This is a genomic window from Niastella yeongjuensis (genome assembly GCF_900110245.1).
Classification (GTDB): Bacteria; Bacteroidota; Bacteroidia; order Chitinophagales; family Chitinophagaceae; genus Niastella; species Niastella yeongjuensis.
On sequence record NZ_FOCZ01000018.1, the window covers coordinates 20,300 to 39,543 of the forward strand.

General features: G+C 46.2%; 15 protein-coding genes. 2 read left to right on the forward strand and 13 right to left on the reverse strand.

The genetic code is table 11. The features are described from left to right. Positions 1-133: 133 nt before the first annotated feature. The 9 genes from BMX95_RS30475 to BMX95_RS30515 form a co-directional block, all read right to left on the reverse strand. Complete coding sequence (locus BMX95_RS30475; RefSeq protein ID WP_081198445.1) at positions 134-643, reverse strand: hypothetical protein; 510 nt, start codon at positions 641-643, stop codon at positions 134-136. A 378-nt stretch (positions 644-1,021) separates the two neighbouring features. Next, positions 1,022-3,040: an OmpA family protein gene (locus BMX95_RS30480; protein WP_081198444.1), complete on the reverse strand. Its 2,019-nt coding sequence runs from the start codon at positions 3,038-3,040 to the stop codon at positions 1,022-1,024. A gap of 64 nt (positions 3,041-3,104) precedes the next feature. Then, positions 3,105-4,103 carry a PorP/SprF family type IX secretion system membrane protein gene (locus tag BMX95_RS30485; protein WP_081198443.1) on the reverse strand — a complete coding sequence of 333 codons (999 nt, stop codon included), beginning with the start codon at positions 4,101-4,103 and terminating at the stop codon, positions 3,105-3,107. 22 nt (positions 4,104-4,125) lie between these two features. Then, on the reverse strand, positions 4,126-7,890 hold the full coding sequence (locus BMX95_RS30490) for a T9SS type B sorting domain-containing protein (RefSeq protein WP_081198442.1): 3,765 nt from the start codon (positions 7,888-7,890) through the stop codon (positions 4,126-4,128). 462 nt (positions 7,891-8,352) lie between these two features. Next, a complete protein-coding gene (gene pyrF, locus BMX95_RS30495; protein WP_081198441.1) occupies positions 8,353-9,153 on the reverse strand; it encodes an orotidine-5'-phosphate decarboxylase in 801 nt (266 codons plus the stop codon). Then, entirely contained in the window at positions 9,150-10,436 is a 1,287-nt protein-coding gene (kynU, locus tag BMX95_RS30500) for a kynureninase (protein WP_081198440.1), read from the reverse strand. Before kynU ends, pyrF begins: the two co-directional genes overlap by 4 nt. A gap of 67 nt (positions 10,437-10,503) precedes the next feature. Continuing rightward, positions 10,504-11,289 (reverse strand): SDR family oxidoreductase, encoded by a 786-nt coding sequence (locus BMX95_RS30505; RefSeq protein ID WP_081198439.1) that lies wholly within the window; start codon positions 11,287-11,289, stop codon positions 10,504-10,506. A 9-nt stretch (positions 11,290-11,298) separates the two neighbouring features. Next, entirely contained in the window at positions 11,299-12,216 is a 918-nt protein-coding gene (locus BMX95_RS30510) for a glycerophosphodiester phosphodiesterase (protein WP_081198438.1), read from the reverse strand. Positions 12,217-12,353: 137 nt separating this feature from the next. Further along, on the reverse strand, positions 12,354-13,454 hold the full coding sequence (locus tag BMX95_RS30515; RefSeq protein WP_081198437.1) for an Mrp/NBP35 family ATP-binding protein: 1,101 nt from the start codon (positions 13,452-13,454) through the stop codon (positions 12,354-12,356). Positions 13,455-13,557: 103 nt separating this feature from the next. Between BMX95_RS30515 and BMX95_RS30520 the strand changes: the two genes are divergently transcribed. Both BMX95_RS30520 and BMX95_RS30525 read left to right on the forward strand, forming a co-directional pair. After that, entirely contained in the window at positions 13,558-14,199 is a 642-nt protein-coding gene (locus BMX95_RS30520; RefSeq protein ID WP_165758844.1) for a carboxypeptidase-like regulatory domain-containing protein, read from the forward strand. A 362-nt stretch (positions 14,200-14,561) separates the two neighbouring features. Then, positions 14,562-15,458, forward strand: coding sequence for a 3-hydroxyacyl-CoA dehydrogenase family protein (locus tag BMX95_RS30525; protein WP_081198436.1), 897 nt, complete (start codon positions 14,562-14,564; stop codon positions 15,456-15,458). Positions 15,459-15,626: 168 nt separating this feature from the next. Here BMX95_RS30525 and BMX95_RS30530 read toward each other — a convergent pair whose 3' ends face one another. From BMX95_RS30530 to ribD, 4 genes are all read right to left on the reverse strand, one after another. Then, positions 15,627-16,466, reverse strand: a complete 840-nt coding sequence (locus tag BMX95_RS30530) for an XAC2610-related protein (RefSeq protein WP_081198435.1) — start codon at positions 16,464-16,466, stop codon at positions 15,627-15,629. 31 nt (positions 16,467-16,497) lie between these two features. Next, complete coding sequence (locus tag BMX95_RS30535; RefSeq protein WP_081198434.1) at positions 16,498-17,109, reverse strand: YigZ family protein; 612 nt, start codon at positions 17,107-17,109, stop codon at positions 16,498-16,500. Between the two features lie 94 nt (positions 17,110-17,203). Then, positions 17,204-18,088 (reverse strand): DMT family transporter, encoded by an 885-nt coding sequence (locus tag BMX95_RS30540; RefSeq protein ID WP_081198433.1) that lies wholly within the window; start codon positions 18,086-18,088, stop codon positions 17,204-17,206. Next, positions 18,085-19,188 (reverse strand): bifunctional diaminohydroxyphosphoribosylaminopyrimidine deaminase/5-amino-6-(5-phosphoribosylamino)uracil reductase RibD, encoded by a 1,104-nt coding sequence (gene ribD / locus BMX95_RS30545; RefSeq protein WP_262493557.1) that lies wholly within the window; start codon positions 19,186-19,188, stop codon positions 18,085-18,087. The genes BMX95_RS30540 and ribD overlap by 4 nt, the downstream gene beginning before the upstream one ends. Positions 19,189-19,244: the final 56 nt, after the last annotated feature.

The window sequence follows — 19,244 nt, forward strand, 5'->3', positions numbered from 1 at the left end:
TTGAAAAATGCACGGCCTGGCAGGTCAAATATTGTAGTGAACACTGAGTTGAGAATTCGCTTATTCTTTTACATCCCGCCAAACGGGAAAAGAATGGTTTCTGAAGGGGACAACTGTGTCTGATTCAGCTTTCTTAGTCCTTGATGTTGTATAACTTTTTCACTTCGTTATAATCGTTCCAATTTACATTCTGGCGTCCGTTGGTAGGAACAGTTCCTGTGATAATGATATAACGGTAGGGAGCGCTGAAATCAGCATCCCAGCTGGAAGACAGGTTAATGTTTCCAACTTCAAAATTTGCATTCACCCAAAAGTATCCTGTTGGTTCCAGATAAGGGATAGCCACGATATTAGGATCTGCAGCCGTACCAAAATTAGCATACACTTTTACCAGGCCTTTATCAAGCACATCTTTGGTGATCTGAGGGGCCGGAATAGTAGCTACTGCAACTGTATCGCCGGGTCTTACAAGAGCCCCGTCTGTAAACTGTACATCGATCCAGGGTGAATATATTGCATTGGCCACACCTGTATCTCCTTTTGGACCCGTATCGCCTTTTTTACAGCTTACGTTGGTCGTTGATAAAAAGAGCGTGAAAAATGCAACACAGGCAACAGAGAGAACTGAGAAGACGTGTTTCATAAAATGTAAATTTTGATTAAGTAGATGATCTATGCTCTATACGTAAAAAAGCCTTTAAACGCTGGGTATTAATGCAATTTAAGGATTTTTATACTCTATGGATTTAATATGACATTCCTCCAAAAAAAGAAGGTTAATTTTTTCCCAAAACACATTTCTCTCCGCCCCCTCCGGGCAATGCCGCAGCCCTAATAAATTTAACAAAAAAAAAACCAGCATGTATGGGCAAAAATAAGGCCCCCGGAGTATTCGATCATGCCGAATTCCGGGGGCTTTTTGTTATAGTACTTTTCCGCCATGCTACCCAGTCAGGTGGGAAAAGGCCGTTTATCTATTTAAAGGATGGCCTTATCGGGTGCCGGTGGGCGTTTGTCTGTTCTAGTTGGTGTTCTGAGCGCCGTTAATGATAGGTGTGCCATTGTTGATGGTTGTACCATTATTCAGCATCTTAAACACTACGCGTCTGTTCTTCTCGCGCGCTTCCGGAATGTCTTTTCCGTCGGGCGTAGTTTCTTTTTCTATCGGACAGCACTCACCAAATCCTACTGGTTTCAACTGCCGGCCCGATACGCCGGCGTTGATCAGGTACTCGGCGCAGGCATTGGCCCGGCCTTTCGCCAGGAACTCGTTCGATTTAACCGAACCCAAACCGTCGGTATGCACATCTATTTCCAGTACCACAGCCGGGTTGGCTTTCAAATAAGTGGCGATTAGGTCGAGATATGGATACGATTCCTTGGCGATCTCTGTTTTTAACTCAAACACGATCTGGTAGGTAACTTCGGTTTTGTTTTTGAACGGATCGGGTTTTTTAACCAGACATAACTCCTGGGCATACACCGTATCGCCTTTGGATGGGTAAGCCGTCAGCAAACCGCCCTGGTATTCTTCCAGGGTACCATTGATGGTAAGGGCAATCCCTGCATCGGTTTGAATGGTATAACGACCGCCAGCCTGGGTTTTTATCATAGCCACTTCATTACCACGGGGGTCTTTTGCGGAAACGATAGCGCCTTCGAGCGGCTTTTTGGTATCACAATCCAGCACTACCCCGGTAAATACCTGGTGGTAGTTTTTATGTATGGAGAATAATTCCAGACAGCAGAGGGAAGCCCGGTCGGTGCTGAAGATCGCATCTTCGAGCAAACCTTTGCCGCGGCTTATAAGATACATATCGTCTTTTTCAGAATTCACCGGGTAGCCCAGGTTCATAGACACCGTCCAGGAACCGGTGAAATTACCGGTAGAACTGTACAGGTCGAACCCGCCCATACCGGTTCTTCCATTTGATGAAAATACCAGGGATTGCGTAGGGCCATGGTAAAATGGCGCTTCTTCATCGCCGGTGGTATTAATTGCCGGCCCGGCATTGGTTATCTGGCCAGGCATGCCTTTGCTATCGAGGGTGGCATACCAGATGTCGAAACCGCCGATACCGTCTGTGCGGTCGCTGGAGAATATCAGGTATCTTCCATCAGGGGTTACCTGGGGCTGTCTTGAGTTGAAAGATTCTTCGGTAAGCTTTCCATCGATCAGCGCCGGTTCGCTCCAGCGGCCATTATTTTGCTCACTGGTATAAATGGCTGACAGTTTTTTACCATTCTTCACTACCCAGCCTGTAAAGAACATTCTGGAACCATCGGGTGTAAAGGCCGGGGTACCCTGTTGGATATTTTTGGGTGCCGATACGTTCATCCTTTCCACTTTGCTGAAATCACTTTCGCCCTGAAAAGCTGCGGTGTACAGGGCATTGTTATATCCCTCAGCGCGGGTGGAGGTAAATGCCAGGGTGTTGTTGTTTAACCAGCTGGCTGCATAGTTAGCCCCTTCTTTATTGATGGTGTTGTTGAGTCTTTCAATTTTTACCCCGGTAGGGCCATAGCTCAGCTGCTGCTGAATAAATACACAATTATCGATCTCCTGCTGGGCCTGTTTGTTGTATTGCTCCCCTTCGGTATTCTCTTTCACAAACTGGCTCAACTGCTGCTGCGCAATATTATAGTTACCATTGGCGCGCAAACAAATGCCATAATAGTAACGGGCCAGCGGATGGGAGGTGGAATCTTTTTGCAGCAATAATTTATACCATTGCTCGGCATGTATAAAATCGTTCAGATTGTAATAACAATCGCCCATTTTATACAGCAGGGTCGCGTCGAGACCGCCTAAATCGTTGTGATTGATCAACACAGCACCCTGCTTTTGTACCACGTAGGCATTGTAACCTGAATGGGTGGGTGTTTTTCCACTTAAGTACTTTTCATAGTAGTGTGCGGCTGAATAATAATCGCCTTTGGCATAAAACTGCTCTGCCACCCGTTTAAAGTTGCTTGCCTGCCCCTGTACCGCAGCCGCAGACAATCCCAAACCGGCAATTATTAGTAGATGCTTAATCATGTATGATCAATTTGCTATTGTTAATGTTATGATTCCCTGATACTGCTTTGTCTTTATGTGTTGATTACAATCTCGGACACACAAACGGCACAGCATCCTGTTTCACTGCTTTGCGGCCAATAAGCGTCAGGGAAATTTCAAAGTTATTGGCATTGCCGCCTACCTTACCCAGTTCAGATGTGTTTACATCGTAACTCGCACTGATCATATAATTCTTATAATAAACACCCACATACGGGGCAAAGGCATCTTTAAACCGGTAGTTGCCACCCACTAAAAAGTCGGTCACTTCATTTACCCGCATTTGGGCATAGGCGCCTACCATTTTCTCTGAACTTGCACCCTGCTTCATATACAACAGGTTGGGCGTAATGCTGAAGTCCTCATTTACATTGTATTTTAAGCCGCCATGAACCGTGAGGCGCATGGGCATTTTTTCACCATTGGTGGCAAAGAAAGGATCTGTTGGTTGTGTTAAATGGTAAGCAGACACACCGCCGAACAGGTTGGCTTTTTTACCGGGTGTTCCATCATAGTATACCGCACCAACCCCTGCATCGAATGCAATGGCCGATGTTTTACTCAACGCTTCCCCGGTACCCTGGGTAGGATCGAAACCGGTTGTATTGCGCCATTGTTCACCCGTTTGGAACTTGGTGGGATCGAAACGGCGATTAAGCACACCCAATGCCATACCCATGGAGATCTGGTGATAGCCGAAGCGAACGCCGTTGTAGGCCATGGAAGCATACCCGGTCAGGTAGCTGTACCCAATGTTACCTGCCCGCTGGTTCATTACGTTCAGGCCAAGGCTTACATTCTTATTTGTTACAATATCTGCCGAAATGCCCGGTGTTGCAAATGGGTTACTAACACCACCCCACTGGCTGCGGTACATGGCTGTAACGCGGTAGTTACCGTCAATGGCGCCCGTTAATCCGGGGTTCAGCCATAACGGATAGGCATAGTATTGCGAAAAATGAGGATCTGTTTGTGAATGTCCTGTTATTGTTGCAGCAAGCGTCAACAGTAACAAGCTGGTTTTTACAAGATATCGTCGCATTACCAACAGTTTTTAGGTTATTTTACCGGACTAGATTAAAGGTTCCTTTTTTGGTTACTTTGGTACCATTTGATAACATACCTGATACCACATATACATATACGCCTACGGGTTGGGGTTTACCTTTATAAAAGCCATCCCATGTGCCGTTTATATCATTGGATTCAAATACTTTTTCACCCCATTGGTTAAATACCATCCAGCGGACCGTTTTGGTTACAGCGCTGTACACCTGGAAAACGTCGTTGTGACCATCGCCATTTGGTGTAAAGGTGTTAGGTACAAACACTCCATCGGTGAGCGCCTTGGCTCCTTTAATAGAGGTATAATCAGGACAATCGACCCGGGTACCCAGTGCCTTTACCCATAATGTTACCGTATCTGTAGATTTTAAACCGGTAACGGTATGGCTCAGCCCTTGTGCCCCCGAGCTGGGTATAGCCCAGTTAAGGTTGTCGCGCGATACCCGGTAACCAGTAGAATTGATAACCCGGTTCCAGGCAAACTTGATAATATTGGGTTGTGCATCTTCAACAGTAACAACGGGGTTGGTGAGGGGGCTACAGATGGTAAACTCAATAGCGCCGATATCCGGTTTTGATGCGTCCCTGTTATTATTCTGCTGATCGGTGGTGATGCCTACACCAAACCCTCTGTTCTCAAACAGGAGCTTGGTAGGAGTAAGATCACCTTTTGCAATATCATTATATACAGGATCGATGTTGATTGAACTGGAATCCTTGCGGGTAAACAGCCAGCTATCAAGGGTTTTATAGATCCTGGTGCCCATGTAACCAACGGTATCGTACCCCAAAGGCGACCGCATATAATAGTTGTTATAATTAGCCACCAGGCCGCTATCGTTTTGGTCGAGGTAGATGGCATATTTCTGTCTGTCACCACCACGTTTTACAACAATGCTGTTATTCTTAAACTCTACTCCTACACTAGAGGGACCATACAACCCAAATCCACGGGTCTCATTTACTGAGAAGGCAGCCGTGTCTTCCAGGGAAACCGTATTGTGATAAAATTTCAGGTAATTGGAGCTTAAAGTATACAGGCCCTCTTGCAAGCCCAAGCCCTTATAACTATATAATAAATTATTGCTGACCACATTCGGTTGCGCAGCATCACCCGGTACAGTAATAATTGCTATTCCGGTTAACTGGTTAGTATTCGCCGGTGCTTTTTCAAACAGGTTATGGATCCTGTTCTTTGTAATAGTCAACCCAAGATTCACATTTTTTGCAATGATCGCAAAAAATGTATTCGAGAAGGAAGTCCGGGTAGGGTGACTGATGTCATTACTGTCGATCAACATGTTTCCACTACCAGCTGTATAGATCCCGTAGCCGCTGTTATCATATAATTTATTACCTCTTATTGTATTGCCTACTGAAGTAGGTCCCGCAGATACGAGGGATTTGGTAGCACAGGTTATACCATGGAAACCTCCGTTCACTGTGTTATAGGCAATAAGGTTATTATCACAATAATTCTCAGCAGCGTCATTGGTAGGATCGTTCTCCTTTGCGTTCATTATAATACCACCGTAATTGGTACTGGGTGATGTTTGGTTGAGATCTATTACACACCGTTTAATAGTGTTATTATCAGCATCGTTTGTTATCAGGATGCCGAATCCAAACCCGTTTGTAGCTCCCTGTGGCACAATATTAAGGCTGTCGATGGTAATGTAATCAGCGCCATCCAGCTTTAACACGGAGGTTTTTGTACTGTTGGTGGCAAAAGTAAGTTTTTCACCATTACCACTGAATGTAATGGTTCTGTTGGAAGCCGTGCTTACTACAGGAATGGTCACCTGCTCATTATAAGGTCCGCTGCCACTGACTACACTGAATACCACGGAGCCATTGAGACCACATTGCAAAGCAGCCACCGCATCAGTGAAGCTGTTGTAATTAATCCCACCTGTGGGCAATGCCTTATTGATGGTATAAGTACCCGGGGTAAGCGGAGTAGAAACCAGCACCTTCATGGGAGAAGAATAATACGTTGTGGCTCCGCAGGCTATTGCTACCCGGTAGTAAAAAGAGGAAGTCGGTGTTACTTTTAAATAGGGATAATCGAGCGCACCGGATATGTTTGTATAAGTACCAGATTGTGCGGTAGATGTTTGCCAGGTATAGGTTTGTCCGCCCCCTGCTGTATTACCAATTACGGCCATTTCCACTGTTGGGCCCTGACAAAAAGCCGAATCGGGGGTAATTATCGGGGCACCGCCTACAAAAGGCCCTCCACAGGGCGCCGATGTATATTCCAAACATCCGGGGTCGGGGCTTTTGGTGCTACGTGCAATAGCGTTAATATCGGAACCGATACCAACATTCAAACCCATATTATCTATAGACTGGGTATTAGGTGCTAAATTGCCTCCTGCGGCATTGGCAAAGACCGGGTTTACGGCTGTTGAAAAGAAGTCGTTCCCTGAATTGGTTTGCCAAATAGCCAGGTTATCAGCAAAGTTATTGGCCCAATTACCGAAAAAGGCCTTTCCCGGAGCTACCGCTTTAGCCACATAAATCACGTTATGATCGCTGGCAAATACCGGAGAGACATTATCTGTGTAAATACCATAATTGACACCCACTGTCTTCCTGCTTACGGAAACGACATTGTTCATGAAATTAATATTGCTAACGTTTTGCAGCGACACACCATATGTTTCCTCGCCTACCTCGGTTTGGTCATCCAGTGATATTGTGTTATGATATATATTAGCATAAGTTGCGCCAGTGGCAGTGATCCCATACTGCATTCCCTGATCGCCGGATGACCAGTTATACATCGCGTTATTAGCGATGAGGTTTTCCTGACCGGCAACACCTTGTGCATTCACGACGATGCCATAAAGCTCAGAAAAACCGAATAATGGATCAATGATCCAGTCATAAAAACGGTTGTTTATAACTGACACTTTATGAGCCTGTTTTTCCAGGTCTATACCAACCGTTCCACCAAGATTATCGCCCCCTGTAAATTTATTTCCATCTATCACGGCATTGCTGTTATTATCCAATTCAATGCCGGTGTAATAAAAGTTGCTGATGGTGTTCTTTGTCACTCGATTCCCGTCCATGAACACAGGATTTGAGACATTATAATCAGATGCGAGGAATAAGCCATAACCACAACCGTCGAAAACATTTTGTGTGATCAGATTATTATCACAATTGTTAGGACCGGGGTCTCTGGGGTTTTTATCATTTCCATTGATCACTACACCCGTTGAAGCTTCAGGCAGCGAAGTAACAACTTTACTGAGGACCTGACAGTTTTTGATGGTATTGTTGTCGGCATCGTTCAATAAATGAAAGCCACATCCATACTGATTGGTACTGGCAGCCTTCGGTTTAACCACCAGGTTATCGATGGTTACATAGTCGGTATTATTCAACTTAAAACCGGCGCGGCTGTTGGTATTGGTAGAAAGGAAGGTAAGTGTTACCCCATTACAATTGAATATAATTGGATTGGCAGCCGTACCGGCAATGTTGTTCAACACTACCTGTTCGGTATACGGTCCACTCAGCGCCACTACGTTAAAGGTCACGGGACCTACAATAGTGCCACTGGACAAATAAGCTGCTGCAGCTGAAAATGTTTGGAAGTTTGTTCCGCCACCAGGTACGTCGGTTGGGGCGGCCGAATTGATGGTAAACGTACCGGACACCTGTGCATGGGTTGCAGAAAAAGCAAAACCTAAACAAAGGGTAAAGAGAAAATTGATATTAATTACGTGCCCGCGTAAAATTTTTCGCATAGCCGATGATTGGATTTTAATTTCAATAGGATATCGGATCTCGTTTATCTTATTTATAATTAGAACTTAAAACCAATTATCAGTACATAGTCGATAATTGATTAATGGTTCCCCTGCACAACAACATACCCATGTATGAATGAATCATTCAAACAGGGGCGGGTACGGCATTAGGGTGGTTAGGGTTTTAACGTTCGTATACCTCCTTCATTCTCAGCCGGGCAACGTACAACTACAGGTAACTGCTTAGTACATTTTCGTTACCGGGTTCAAATAACCGATAACTGCCTGGGCAAAACTCAGCTGGTATCTTTACGTCGCGAACTTCATAAGAACGCGTTTTAGTGATTACAATTGTGTATAACCCCGTCCGATAATAAAAAAATAATTCACATTTATCAAATGGAAGTGTGTGAAATTAAATCCCTTATGTAAGTAAAATAGAATGGAAAAATATACATATTACAGGTAACCGGCCATTTCCTGCTGGTATTCGCTGGCAACCTGCTTTGCCTTATCAGCAAAGTCTTCCTTACCGGAAGCATAAATAACGGCCCGGCTTGCGTTTACCAGCAGCCCTACGTCTTTATTCATGGCCTTTTCAGAGATCTCTTTCAAACTACCACCCTGGGCCCCTACCCCGGGCACCAGGTAAAAATGGTTGGGGGTGATAGCGCGGATATTGGTAAACTCGGAAGCCTGGGTAGCGCCTATCACAAACATCAACTGATCAGCATTGCCCCATTGCGCGGCAGTACGCAGTACCTTTTCGTACAGCAATTCCTCCCCTGCTTTTTGTAATTCAAAGTCACGGGCACCCGTATTGGAAGTTAATCCCAATACAATGGTCCATTTGTCTTTGTACTCCAGGAACGGCAATACACTGTCGGCGCCCATATAGGGTGCAACTGTTATTGCATCGAAAGGCAATGCTTCAAAGAACGCTTTGGCATATTGGGAACTGGTGTTGCCAATATCACCGCGTTTGGCATCGGCTATTTTGAAATGGGTGGAAGGAATATAGGCGGCTGTTTTTTCCATCGCCTGCCAGCCGGCCAAACCCTGTGCTTCATAAAAAGCAGTATTGATCTTATACCCTACACAATGATCTTTGGTGGCATCGATGATCTGCCGGTTAAACTCAAATACCGGATCGGGTGCAGACAACAGGTGTCTGGGGATCCTGGTAATATCCGTATCCAGCCCTACTACGAGGTATGATCTTTTGGTGCGTATTTGTTCAACCAGTTGCTGCCTTGTCATGCGTGTTGGAGTTGTAAAATTTGTCGCAAGATATTAGTGAATTGCCATACTTCCTCAAAACTATTGTACAAAGGTACAGGTGCCAGCCTTATTACATTGGGTTCGCGCCAGTCGACTATAACACCCGCCCGGGCCAGTTCGTCAAAGACCTGTTTCCCCTGTTGTAACATCAGCATCGATACCTGGCAGCCTCTTTCCGCTTCGTTGCGGGGTGTAATAAATTCAACCACCGGTGCTTTTTGCTCGTTGTTCAACTCATCGAGCAGGAACCACAGCCATTGGTTTAATAACTGTCTTTTCTTTTGCAACTTATCGAACCCCGCTTCTGTAAAAAGATCCAGCGCCGCCCGGTGCATCGAATACAACAGCGGTGATGGCGTGCTTAATTGCCAGCCTTCGGCCGTACGCGTAGGATTAAACCCTTTCTGCATCAGGAAGCGGGTGGCTTTATCGTATCCCCACCAGCCTGCAAAACGCGGCAAAGAAGTATCATTGTGGTAACGTTCATGAATATAGGCACCGCCAATGCCACCGGGGCCTGAGTTGATGTATTTATAACTGCACCAGGCAGCAAAATCCACATTCCAGTTGTGCAATTGCAAAGGCACGTTACCGGCTGCATGCGCCAGATCGAACCCCACTTTGGCGCCCACAGCCTGTGCCGCTTTGGTAATAGCCGCCATATCAAACAGCTGACCAGTATAATAATTCAACCCGCCCCATAATACCAGGGCCAGTTCGTCTTTATGTTGTTGTATGGCATGCAGAATATCTTCGTGACGGATGGTATGTTCGCCTGCACGGGGACCTACCTCAATAAGCACCTCATCGGGGTTGAGGCCACAATACTTTACATGCGTTTCCAGCATATACTGATCGCTGGGAAATGCCTTGGCCTCACAAATGATTTTGTATCGTTTTTGATCGGGTTTATAAAATGATACCAGCAGCAAATGCAGGTTTACCGTAAGCTGGTTCATGGCCACCACTTCGTGCGGCAACGCGCCTACAATGGCTGACAATGGCCCGGTAAGATGATCATGGTATTGCAACCAGGGTTCTTCGCCCATAAAAAAACCTTCCACGCCATAATTGGCCCATTTGTTCAACACCTGTTGCAGGTATTCTTTGGTGCGTTTGGGTTGCAGGCCCAGGGAGTTGCCGAGGAAATAGATCTGTTGCCGGCCGTTTATTACCGGCATTATAAATTCATCCCGGAATGAGCGCAGTTCGTCTTGTTGGTCCAGTTCACAGGCAAATGCCCGCGTATTTTGAAATTGCATGTAGTTTTTGTTGGTTCTGGTTCTTTGGTTCCTGGGTTATTATGTTCTTAGGTTATTGGGTTCAGGTTTATAGAGAGCCGGTTTTTCCACCATCAACCGGAATGCTGACGCCATTTACATAAGAAGCGGCCGGGGAAGCCAGGAAGGCTGCTACTGCCGCAAGTTCTGCTGCTTCGCCAAAGCGCTTCATGGGTATTTCCTGTTGCATTTCGTGTTCAATCGCTTCGGTTGACACGCCCCGCTTTTTGGCATTGTTCTGTATCAGACTTTCCAGGCGTTGGGTTCTGGTTGAACCGGGTAAAATATTGTTCACGGTTATATTGAACTGCCCTACTTCATTGGCCAGTATTTTCGACCACACGGCTACTGCGCCCCGTACTGTACCCGATACGGCCAGGCCGGTGATGGGAATGCGAATAGAGGTAGATATTATATTTATGATGCGGCCATAATGGGCTGCCTTCATAGAAGGAATTACCGCCTGCACCAGCAATTGATTTACGATCAGGTGCTGATTAAATGCCTGTACAAAAACTTCTTCCGTGGCATCGAGCACCGAGCCGGGTGCCGGCCCGCCTGTATTGTTGATGAGGATATGCACGGGATGCTGTTGTACATGCTGCTGTATAGCCTGTTTTACCTCATCGGTTTTGGTGAAATCGGCTACCAGGTAATTATGTTGTTGCCGCAAGGTTACATCCAGGGTTTTCACCGCAGCTTTTAAAGACGCTTCATTTCTGGCCATGAGGGTGCAATTAGCGCCCAGCAATGCCAGTTCTTCGGCGATGGCCAGCCCAATACCCTGGCTGCTTCCGCAGATCACGGCGTTTTTCCCTTCTAATGATAATTGCATACTACTTGTTTATGGTTTATTGGTCAGGAGGTCGGGATAATCAGAAATAATTCCATCTACGCCTGCGGCTTTCATTTTATCGATCGACTCTTTATCGTTCACTGTCCAGGGAATCACTTTAATCCCCTGCTCGTGGCATTTTATCACCAGCTCCGGTGTAACAAGGCTGTAAGCCGGGCTGTAGATGGTTGGTATAAATCCTAATGCATTCAGCTGTTCGGTAAGCGTTCGCTTATCGAAATCTTCTACCAGGGCCGCCGTTTTCATATTGGGAAACCTTTTATGTATCACCTGCAACGTACGAAAATCAAACGACTGAATGATGACCCTTTCCCCTATCTTTTCTCCATGTATTACATTCATGAGCGTTTTCACAAACTCCTCAGGCGCCGGATGATAAGTACCATCAGTAGCAGGTTGTGTTTTGGTTTCAATATTGTAAAACACCTGGGGGCCGCCTTTTAATTTGTGGTATGCTTCCACGTTCTCTATCACTTCGCGTAACAATGGTTTGGTAGCTTTTAACCGGCGCTGGTTGGGAAAACGCGGATGCGGTTTCAACCCCACATCATAGGTTTGTGTTTGCGCATAGGTCATTTTGTAAATGTTCAATTTGCGCTCATCCTGCTCGGTTATGTATTTTCCGTCGGGACCGGTAGTGATCTCATGGTTGAAAAATGGTTCATGCGATAAGATCACCTGTTTGTCTTTAGTGATCACGGCATCCATTTCAAGCGTGGTAACGCCCAGTTCCAGGGCCTTCATCATGGCCGGAAGGGTGTTTTCGGGCATCAGTCCGCGGCAGCCGCGGTGCCCTTCGATATCGAAAGCGGGTAACAATGGATCGGTAATTTTTTTTGAAGCGTGACAGGCAAAGATCAATGCAACCAGTAACAGCAACTCTGTTACTTCCCTAAATTTGCTCATATTAGTTTTTTACAGTACTTGATTAGGGATATTGGACGCAGAAATGCTTAATGTTGACGGTTTTAGGCCGGAGGGTTACAGGTTACAAGTTTCAGGTTGCAGGGATCTCTTGAAACCTGCAACCTGTAACCTGAAACTTATTCAATTACTTCAGCCACTTTTGCAGCACTTACGTTGGCATTGCGCATGGCAATACTGCGGGTGGCATTGGCGGCAAATTCTTCAAAAGCTTTGCGGGAGATCATGTCATCACTCATCATAATGGGAACCCCCATATCTCCTCCTTCACGAATGCTCTGCACCAGGGGAATTTGTCCCAGGAAGGGCAGGTCATATTCTTCGGCAAGGCGTTTTCCACCTTCTTTTCCAAAGATATAATACTTATTATCAGGAAGTTCAGCAGGTGTGAAATAACTCATGTTCTCTACCAGCCCAATGATGGGCACCTTTATTTGTGCCTGGCTGAACATACCGATCGCTTTTTTAGCATCGGCCAGTGCCACATCCTGCGGTGTGGTAACAATAACCGCGCCGGTAACCGGTACCGTTTGCACCAGGGTTAAATGGATGTCGCCCGTGCCAGGTGGCATGTCGATCACCAGGTAATCAAGTTCATCCCAATACACATCGGTCACAAACTGTTTGATGGCGCTGCTGGCCATGGGACCACGCCAGATCACGGCGCTTTTTTCGTCGACCAGCAAACCGATACTCATCAGTTTTATTCCGAAACGTTCCAGGGGAACGATCATACCTTTTTGCCCTTCGCCCATGCTTTTCATCATGGGCCGTTCGCCCCGGACACCAAACATGATAGGTACACTGGGACCGTAAATATCCGCATCCATCAGTCCTACTTTTGCCCCGCTTTGTGCGAGCGCCAGTGCCAGATTGGCGGAAACCGTGCTTTTTCCTACGCCACCTTTTCCACTTATAACAGCAATAATATTTTTGACTTTTGGCAACACAGACCCCGGGTCCTGCCGGTTGGTACTGGTGTTGGAAGTAAAATTCACTTTTACAATTGCTTCTTTATTAACCTGTGATTTCACAGCATTTTCACATGCTCTGCCGATCAAATCTTTCATTGGACATGCGGGCGTGGTAAGCACTACAGTGAAACCCACCGTATTACCGCTAATCACAATATCTTTAACCATGTTAAGGGTAACAATATCCTGTCCTAAATCCGGTTCCTGAACGTTCCTCAATGCGTCTAAAACTTTCTCAGGGGTCATTCATCTAAGAGTTTTGTTAAAAAGATTTATTTGCCACAAAATTAACCATTGGCATGAGTATTTTGTTGAAGTATTTTATGCATTATGTATATATTTGACGGGCATGAAAAGACGTTTACTTTTTTTGGTTATACTGGCGATTGCCATCCCTTTTGCCTCTAATGCTCAGTTTGAAAAACTGAAAGATTCCGTAGTACAATTATACGGTGTTGTAATGACTGCCGACAGTCTCCGGGCCATTCCTTCTGTTACAGTAATGATCAAAGGTCAGAACCGGGGTACCATTACCAATGAACAGGGTGTTTTCAGTATTGTGGTGATGAAAGGCGACATCATTGAGTTTACGTCTATCGGTTACAAACCCAAACTGGCCAACATTCCCCGCGATCTGGAAGGCAATCAGTTCAGTTTGTTACAGTTGATGGTGACCGATACGGTTTATCTGCCTGCCACCATCATTAAACCACGCCCTACCAAAGAACAGTTTGAACGCGATTTTGTGAACGTCGACATCCCCGACGACGATATAGAAATAGCCCGCAAGAATACGGATGAATCAAAACGCAGGGTATTGGCCCGCACACTGCCCCGCGATGGCCGGGAAAGCTCCAATATGTTTTTGCGGAATAATGCGCAGCGCTATTATTACAACGGACAAACTCCTCCCCAAAATATCTTCAATCCTGCAGCCTGGGCTGAGTTTATCCAGGCCTGGAAGCGGGGGGATTTTAAGAATCAGAATTGAGTTGACAGGTTAACACGTTGACAAGTTAACATGGTTTATATAACTGGCCCCTGCGCGATGTAGGGGCTTTTTTGTGAGTAGTGAGTGGTGAGTAGTGAGTGGTGAGTAGTGAGTGGTGAGTGGGTTCGCGAGTTTTGAAATTAATAACTGATTTTGTACCGTCCCATTTCCTTAACCTCTGCTTCGCCCGCCGAAGCCTTAGCGTAGGAGGGCCTTCTGCCTTCTGCTTCGCCCGCCGAAGCCTTAGCGTAGGAGGGCCTTCTGCCCTCTGCCTTCTGCTTTGCCCGCCGAAGCCCTGGCGAAGGAGGGCCCATTGTTTTATTAACAGTCGTTAGTATATTGCGCCCACATCAATTCACCATATGGAGTTAAAAAATATTGCAGTTATTGGCGCCGGGACCATGGGAAATGGTATTGCGCATGTTTTTGCACAGAATGGGTTTGCCGTAAACCTGATAGATGTAAATGCCGGTCAGCTGGATAAAGCATTACAAACGATTCAAAAGAATTTCGACCGACAGATAACCAAGGGCGCCGCCACCGAAGAGCAGAAAAAGAATGCCCTGGCCAACCTCACCACCTATACCGACCTGGCCCTGGGTGTTAAAGAGGCCCAGCTGGTAGTGGAAGCCGCTACGGAGAACATCGATCTTAAACTGAATATTTTTAAACAACTCGATAGCGTGGCCCCCAGCCATGCGCTGCTGGCCACCAATACTTCTTCTATTTCCATCACCCGTATTGCTGCCGTTACCAAACGCGCCAGCCAGGTGATCGGGATGCACTTTATGAATCCCGTACCGGTAATGAAACTGGTAGAGATCATTAATGGGTACGCCACTTCCCAACCCGTTACCGACGCCATTGTTGCGCTGAGCAAACAACTGGGTAAAGTTCCCTGTGTGGTAAACGATTATCCCGGTTTTATTGCCAACCGCATTTTAATGCCCATGATCAATGAAGCGATCTACAGCTTATTCGAAGGCATTGCCGGCGTTAATGAAATCGACACCATCATGAAACTGGGTATGGCCCACCCCATGGGTCCTTTACAACTGGCCGATTTTATTGGACTGGATACCTGTCATGCCATTTTAAACGTACTGTTCGAAGGTTTCGGCAACCCGAAATACGCGCCCTGTCCATTACTCACGAATATGGTCACTGCGGGTTATTTGGGAGTGAAGAGTGGGGAAGGGTTTTATAAGTATGAAGCGGGGAGTAAGGAACTTGTTGTTAGTTCAAGGTTTATAGTTTGAAGTTGAAAGTTTGAAGTTGAAAGTTTAAAGTTGAAAGTTTAAAGTTGAAAGTTGAAAGTTTAAAGTTATTGGGTTCGTAGGTTTTTAGGTTCTTGAGTTATTAGATTCCAAAACAAACTTACGAACTCAATAACCTAATAACATAAAAACTTAATAACTGCATATCTACTACCTTCCGCTCCATCCAAAGACCCGTTGCCATTTTTCTGGCAGTGGCAGGTTAGGTATGGTATAGGCAGGAACGCGCGCGCCATCGCAATATATAAAATGCTCCAGGTGCCAGTTGCAGGTATCTTTTTCAATATATTGATTGGAAGCGTATTCCTCCTGGATCTGCAGTTTTCCGTTTTGCCAGGCATATTTTCCATAGAGGCCTTTGCAGTGTTCGCCCAGGTAAATGGACTTTTCTTCGGCCGACAATCCAAAATCGAAGAATGATCTTATTTCGGGATAATGGTCAAGCCTGTCGGCTTCGTTGTTGTACAGGTACACGTCGCGGCAGCCGGGCGCAGCACATTTACAGGTGCCAAAGGAATAGTTCCAGATGATGGATACATCTTTAAACCCATCAAAATTTACATCGCAGAACTGAATGGCGCTGTCTTTGATCTTTCCATACCCATTCACTACCTGGCGCAGCCGCCAGTAGTTGTCCTTTATAAAAAAGAAGAACAGGTTCCGGTCTTCGAAACCCACTAAGGCATGTTGCTTTTGATCGGTGCAGATATTTCCCTTGTAGAATTGTATGCGGTTGGTGTCGCCTTCAAATACGGCCCGGGTGTAAAACTGATTTTCTACTTTATGACTGTCCAGTTTTCTAATGCAATAATCCCTGAAAAAGGCGATCTCTTCGGCGCTGTCCATAACCTTTGTCCGCAGCACCTCATAAGGAACAGCGTGTACCGATAAGGTATCTGTAGACTTGTTTTTGCCCCAGGGCCCATTACCCGGTTTACAGGCGTGAATCAATACGAGGCACAGGATTATTACTGTAATAAACCGTTTCATACGCTTTCAGACCTCAATTAGAAGAAAGATACTACAAATTCTTCACCACAATTTCCACTCCGCGTATTTCTTTGAACTTATAGATGGCTTCGTCTATCCGGCCTTTGGGTATTCCGATCACCAGGTGGCAAAAAAGGTTCATGTCTTTTTCCAGTACCGTGCAGTTCAGCTGTTTTACCTGCATCATTACCTCGTTCATTTGCGTATAATCGAACTGGAGGGTATAGGCCACTTCAATAGGTTTTTGAACAATGGGCGTTACCTGCAGGGCCAGGGCGGCCGCTGATTTATACGCATTGATCAGTCCGGGCACACCCAACAGGGTACCGCCAAAATAACGCACCACCACTACCAGTACATTGGTGAGTTTTTTACTATCTATCTGTCCCAGGATGGGTTTGCCGGCTGTGCCTGAGGGTTCGCCGTCATCGCTAACGCGGTATGTATTATTATCAAGCCCTATGCGATAGGCAAAACAGTGATGGGTGGCTTTAGGGTGTTCTTTTTTGATGGCCTCCATACACTTTTTAAATTCTTCTACCGACTGAACCGGGTAGGTATAGGCAATAAATTTACTGCCCCGGTCTTTGAATTCTGCGGAGGTTGACTTTTCTATGGTATAAAAAAATTCGAGGTCGGTCATAATTGAATGTTATTGATAATTGGCGCCGCACGAACAGCCTAAAGCTGTAAGGTTAAAGCTGAAAGCAATACACTTCTGCGCGGCAACGGCTGCACTATCCGTATGCTATCAATGCAATGGCGCCCAGTGACAGGGCTATTCCCAGCCAGTTGGTGGCTGACAATTTTTCTTTAAAGATCAACCAGGCTACTAACGCCGTAAGCAGTACAATGCCCATGTTGTTGATGGGTATAATGGCCGAACTGTTGTTTGCATATCCTTTTAATGCACCCAGTAAAGTCCAGATGGAAAAGTAGTTTGGTACTCCGATCCCTATACCTGCCAGTACTGCCCGGCCACTCATTTTCTGCTGCCCCGTAGCGAACAGGTAAAACAAAATAAGCCAGCCTGTGGAGGCTGCCACAAAAAACGCGCTGATCAGGTACGCGTTCTGGTTAGCCGGATTGATGAATGCCTGTTCAACATATTTGATCATGGCATCGAGCAAGCCACTGCCTACAAACAACAACAGCGGCATGGCCCAGAGGAGCCACGAAACTTGTTTACTCTTCTTGCTTCCGCCCGCAGGCCGGGTAGTGAACCAGACTGCCAGCAAAGCCAACGCCACGCCTGCAAACTTGAGTATCGTGGCTTTTTCGTGATACAGGTACAGCGAAAACAGAAAGGGTATCACCATCGATAACTTATACGCCACCGTTGCTGCCGCCACTCCAATCTTCTGCACGGTATAAGCAGCCAGGTTGAACAGCGAAATAAAACAGGCGCCCATAACCAGTGCCCAGGCAAACCAGGGTTGATGAACCAGCGCAGCGTTTACCGGAAAACTGCCATTCACTATACTGCCGGTTATCACACACACGGTATAGTTGTACACAATAGCCTGCAGGTTATTGATGCCTAACCGGTCAATTATTTTAAAGGAAATGGTAAGCCACGCAGTTAATACGATACTGGCAATGAGAAATATTAAACTGCTCAATGTGCCAGGGTTTGCGGGTTCACAAAATATTGGAGGGTATCTGTAAACAATGTTTCCTGGTGTAACAACTGGCCGCTTTGCATCCGCGGTGCGGGCATGCCGGGTGCCACTACCTGTGTGGTATTGGTGATCACGCGTATTTCATCCCAAATGCCTTCATCAATAAAGGATTGCAGCAATTGTGCGCCACCTTCTACCAGCACACTCTGGATCTTCAACTGATATAATGCTTGTACTACGTGGTGCACAAGGTTTACATCCCGCGTAACCTGGTAATATATCAGGTTTTCTTTTTCTTCGTGCCGCAGGCTGTTGAACACAATGGTTTTTACCTGCTGGTTAAATAACTGCAAAGAAGCCGGTAACCGCAAATTCATATCCACTACCAGCCGAATGGGATCGGGCCCATTCCATAAACGGGTAGTCAATGCCGGGTCATCAACAAGTGCGGTATTGGTCCCAACCAGAATGGCCGCTTCTTCGCTTCGCCATTTATGTACCTGCCGGTTGGTAAATTCATTGCTGATCAACAGGCGTTCGCCCCCTGCTTCGGCAGCCATCATTCCATTGGCGGTTTGCGCCCATTTCAAAATGATATAGGGCCGGTGTCGGGTATTGAAAGTGATGAACCTTTTATTCAGGGTTTTACAGGCCTGTTCCAGCACACCGAGGGTAACTTTTACGCCGGCTGCTTTTAATTTTTCTACCCCTTTTCCATCTACCTGTTTAAACGGATCGCGTACGCCAATCACCACTTCGGGGATCTTTTTTTCAATGATCAGATCGGCGCAGGGCGGTGTTTTGCCAAAATGCGCGCAAGGCTCCAGCGACACATATATCACCGAATGGGGAATCAGGTGCCGGTCGGCTTCGGCAACAGAATTTATGCAATACACTTCTGCATGCGGTCCGCCGTATTTTTGATGGAACCCCTCTCCTATGATGCGGTTGTTATGCACCAGCACTGCGCCTACCATAGGGTTGGGCGCAACATATCCGGCCCCGGCTTTTGCCAGCTGGATACAACGCTGCATGTATGTTTCGTGATTAGTCAATGTCGTGAATGGTGAATCGGCAATCGACAATCCGCGTCGCGGCATCTTTGCCCCCTGCACTTTGCCTTCTGCCTCCTCAATGAGCGCGCAAATATACGCTA